This window comes from Candidatus Brocadiia bacterium, from assembly GCA_041658285.1.
GTDB lineage: Bacteria > Planctomycetota > MHYJ01 > JACQXL01 > JACQXL01 > JBBAAP01.
The window spans coordinates 1-4,359 of sequence record JBBAAP010000024.1 but is presented as its reverse complement, the minus strand read 5'-3'; the positions used below and the strand labels follow the sequence as shown (position 1 = coordinate 4,359).

1 protein-coding gene is annotated in these 4,359 nt (G+C 46.6%); it reads left to right on the top strand.

Annotated elements, in window-relative coordinates; translation table 11 throughout:
• Nucleotides 1-17: 17 nt before the first annotated feature.
• Nucleotides 18-4,359 (top strand): putative Ig domain-containing protein (locus WC980_10790; GenBank protein MFA5795537.1); only part of this gene is annotated, 4,342 nt, incomplete at its 3' end.

Below are 4,359 nucleotides of genomic sequence, written 5' to 3'. Positions count from 1 at the left end.
ATCTTGACGGAGACAGTATGACTTATTCAGTCCAGGGGCTTCCCAGAGGGGCCACCTTCAATCCATCGACCAAGACATTTACATGGACTCCTGACTATGACCAGGCAGGGAATTATCAAATTACATTCATCGCCTCGGACGGAACTATCGATAGTTCCCAGACTGTAGATATTACAGTAGACAATGTTAACAGGCCTCCTGTATTGAGCCCGATAGCTAACAAAATCGTAAATGAGCATGGAGCTTTAACATTCACCCTGGCCGCCACCGATCTTGACGGAGACAGTATGACTTATTCAGTCCAGGGGCTTCCCAGAGGGGCCACCTTCAATCCATCGACCAAGACATTCACATGGACCCCCGACTACGACCAATCGGGGACTTATCAGGTTACATTCCTAGCCTCGGACGGGACTCTTGATAACTCCCAGACCGTGAATATTACCGTAAGTAATGTTAACAGGCCTCCCGTATTGAGCCCGATAGTCAATAAGGTATTAAATGAGAATGGAACTTTAACATTCACCTTGTCTGCTACCGACCCTGATGGAGACAGCATGACTTATTCAGTCCAGGGGCTTCCGCAAGGAGCTACCTTTAATCCATCGACCAAGACATTCACATGGACTCCCGGCTATGATCAGGCAGGGAATTATCAGATTACATTCATAGCCTCGGACGGGACCATCGAGACATACCAGGATGTGAATATTACCGTAGACAATGTTAACAGGCCTCCTGTATTCAGTACTATAGCTAACAAACTCTTAAAGGAAAATGAAACTTTAACATTCACCCTGGCCGCCACAGATCCTGACGGAGACAGTATGACTTATTCAGTCCAGGGGCTACCGCAGGGAGCCAGTTTTGACCCGGCAACAGGGACATTCACATGGACTCCCGGCTACAACCAATCAGGGAATTATCAGGTTACATTCATCGCCTCGGATGGGACTCTTACCAGCTCCAAGACCGTGAATATTAGTATAGACAATGTTGACAGGCCTCCTGTATTCAATCCCATAGCCAATCAGCTCATAAATGAGAACGGAACTTTAACGTTCACTTTGTCCGCCACTGATCCTGACGGAGACAGTATGACTTATTCAGTCCAGGGGCTACCGCAGGGAGCCAGTTTTGACACGGCAACAGGAACATTCACATGGACTCCTGACTCCGACCAATCGGGGAATTATCAGGTTACGTTCATCGCCTCAGACGGGACCATCGAGAGTTCCAATGTCGTGAATATTACGGTAGTCAATGTTGACGATATACCTGTTACAAAAATTCTCATCGGTGTTTTGAGCGCTTTGACAGAAACGGCCCTGCAGTTAGGTAATGACCAGATAGCGATATCTGCCGAAACGCTGGTTTACGATAAGAACGGTACGCAACTAACGCTTGCAGAATTTTTAACCATATACAATAACGATCCAACCTCGACAAATGTAAATGTGACGGCTACAAAGCACAAGGTCATCCAAAATGTTAACGGCGTAGATGTGGAGGTTTCTGTATGGACGGCGGACAGGATAGATGTGATCGAAGCGCCTACTCAGCATGAGACAGGCTTCATCAATAACCTGTATAACCCGTCCGGCCTGAGCATTATGAATGGCGTTATTGCCAGCACCGCTTCCAATACGATTTCATTCGGCGGCGAGAATATAAAGGTGCTGGACGGAGCCGGTACAACGATACTCGATTCCGCCGGTAATGCTATTTCGGGGACCGCCGCTGAAAAGATAGCCAAACTTGAGACTATAAGGGAAAACCTCGCGGAAGAGGGGAAATACCTGACGATAAAACTGGTGGCCATGAAGAACGGCTCTGACTGGGAAGCCGAGCAGATAATCATAACCAGCACAGAACCGTTCCTTTCGACCACAAATCTGACGGGAGAATTAGCATCCATAGATACTTCGACATGGACTGTTGTATTTGACGGAACCACTATGAATTTGGCCAACGCTGCCATAACCGACATCGAAGGGCAGAGCATTACCAAAGAAGACCTCGCCCAATTCTTGCAGGATAACGTATCCAATGGGGCCGGGACGTTCATAACGGTAGAAGCCAAGAAGATCAATGACGAATGGGTCATAGAGACGGCGCACGTTATTTCCGACGCCACGGGACATGCGGCTATTAACGGTCTTTTGGGCAACATCTCATACGATTCGCCGACTGTCGGAACTGTCATTATATCGGGCCAGACTTTTAACGTTTTAGACAGCACAGGAATTATTAAAGACGCAAAGGGCAACGATCTTACACTTAAAGACCTTTCCGAAATAGCGGCATATAATAATCTATCCGGGATTACAACCGAAGTCGAAACGCAGTTCAACGTTACCACAGACGGGTTGGTCTTGACCGGCCTCAATATTCTCACAAGCACGGATTCATATCTCGATATGTCTTCCAAGGTAACCGGTATAAATCTCGTAACCCGAACCATAACGCTTACGGGCGGGCTGGTTTGCCAGATAAACGACAATACCAAGATCAGCGATAGCTCAGGCACTATAGAAAATTTGGACTGGCTTAACTCATTCTTCGTCAACGCGGATCAGACTGGAGATGTATATGTAACAGTTGAAATGGATAAGAGCGGAATTAACTGGGTTGCGAACACTATAAAGATCTCACAGGATTATAACGCGACCAGCTCGATAACATCCGTTTTAGAAGATGCCAAAACGGCGGCAGGGACGTTCGGTATATATATAACCACGGGAAGCGTTACTATCGGCGGTATTGCCGCGAAGTTAACTGTAGACACAAACATAAAAGATGCCGGCGGATCTTATATTACACCTGAACAGTTAAAAGCCATATTTGACAACAGGCCAAATTCCCAGATACTGGTATCCGCCGTTATGGCAGAAGCCGGAGAAGAATATGTGATAAAAGAGATCTCCATCACCAATATCCTGAATACCAGCATGTCCATCACTGCCTCGGATATGCAGATACTCTCATACGATGCTTCGGGTAACCCCAAGGAGATTGTTTTGAATGGTACGACAATAGAGGTCGATAATGACTTAGCGACAGAGGGTTTCTTTACAAATATAGAGATTACTTATCTGAACGAGAAGAACAATTCCCTGCAGATTGCCGAAAGAGATCGAAGCCAGACACCGGTTAATAACACCGCATACGATTCGATAGGCGGACTGAAGGGCCTTATTCTACATGAGTATCCGGATATAATCTCGGCGGATAAAGAGATATCGTTCGATGTCAAGATAGTAAAGGTGGGGGACACCTGGCACGCTGAAAAGATAACGGCCAATGCTAATCTGAATATAGAGAATACGGCCGCGATAAGCGGAGTTGTACAAAGCGTATCCACAGACGGGAATGTGCTTATGCTGGACGGTATACCAATTACCGTTAGAGGGAATATTATAACCGACCCAAGCGGTAAATATTACACCTTATCCGAATTTGCCGCCTTATATAATGCGAATGCAGCAAACGGTGTAGACACTTCTCTGGGCGGTAAGATACTTAGGGGATACGCGTTGCAGACCGGCCAGGTAAGTGATAGCCAGAGCTCCATTATCCGGAAAGATGTAGTTCTCGGTACCGATCCGGCGCTTAATTTCACGCTTCATTTTAAATGGAAAGTATCGTCCGAAGCTAACGATTATTTCAAGTTCTTTATAGATGGCAATGAATCCAGTACGGTAACAGCTATATCGGGAGAAGTCGGCTGGCAGGATGTATATGTGAACGTGTCAGGCGGCGCTCATACGCTGGAATGGAAGTATATTAAAGATGCCAGCGGTAAAGCAGGTTTTGACGCGGCATGGTTGGACGATGTGGCCATACAAGACCCGGCACAGGTTATAAACTTCGCGACTCAGGTAAGCGGACAGTGGGATCTTAAGGATGATGATGCGTCCGACGGAGATAATACATATAAGCTGAGGCAGTCAGATTTAAGTGCCGGTACCAAGCTGGCAGTGTTGGACGATGGCTATATGCAGAATGGCAGTGTCGAAACGACATTCAAGATGGGCGCTACCGGCACAGGGGATTACGTATCTTTCTATTTCAAGCTGGCCGATGACTACAGTTCAGGATATGAAGTCCGTATTACAAGGGCCGGGGCCATTACGTTATCAAAGTTTACGGGTGGCCTGGGCTTAAATAGAACCGTTATCAAGTCAGCCACTATAACCGGCTTTACGGCTACCGCATGGAACAAACTAAAAGTTTCATTTAAAGATAATCTGGTCGATATTTATGTAAACGACACCTCGTATATCAGTAAAGCATCTATCGACGCGGCAGACGTTGAGACCGTCGGACTTATAGGAATAGGCACGACCGGTATATCGG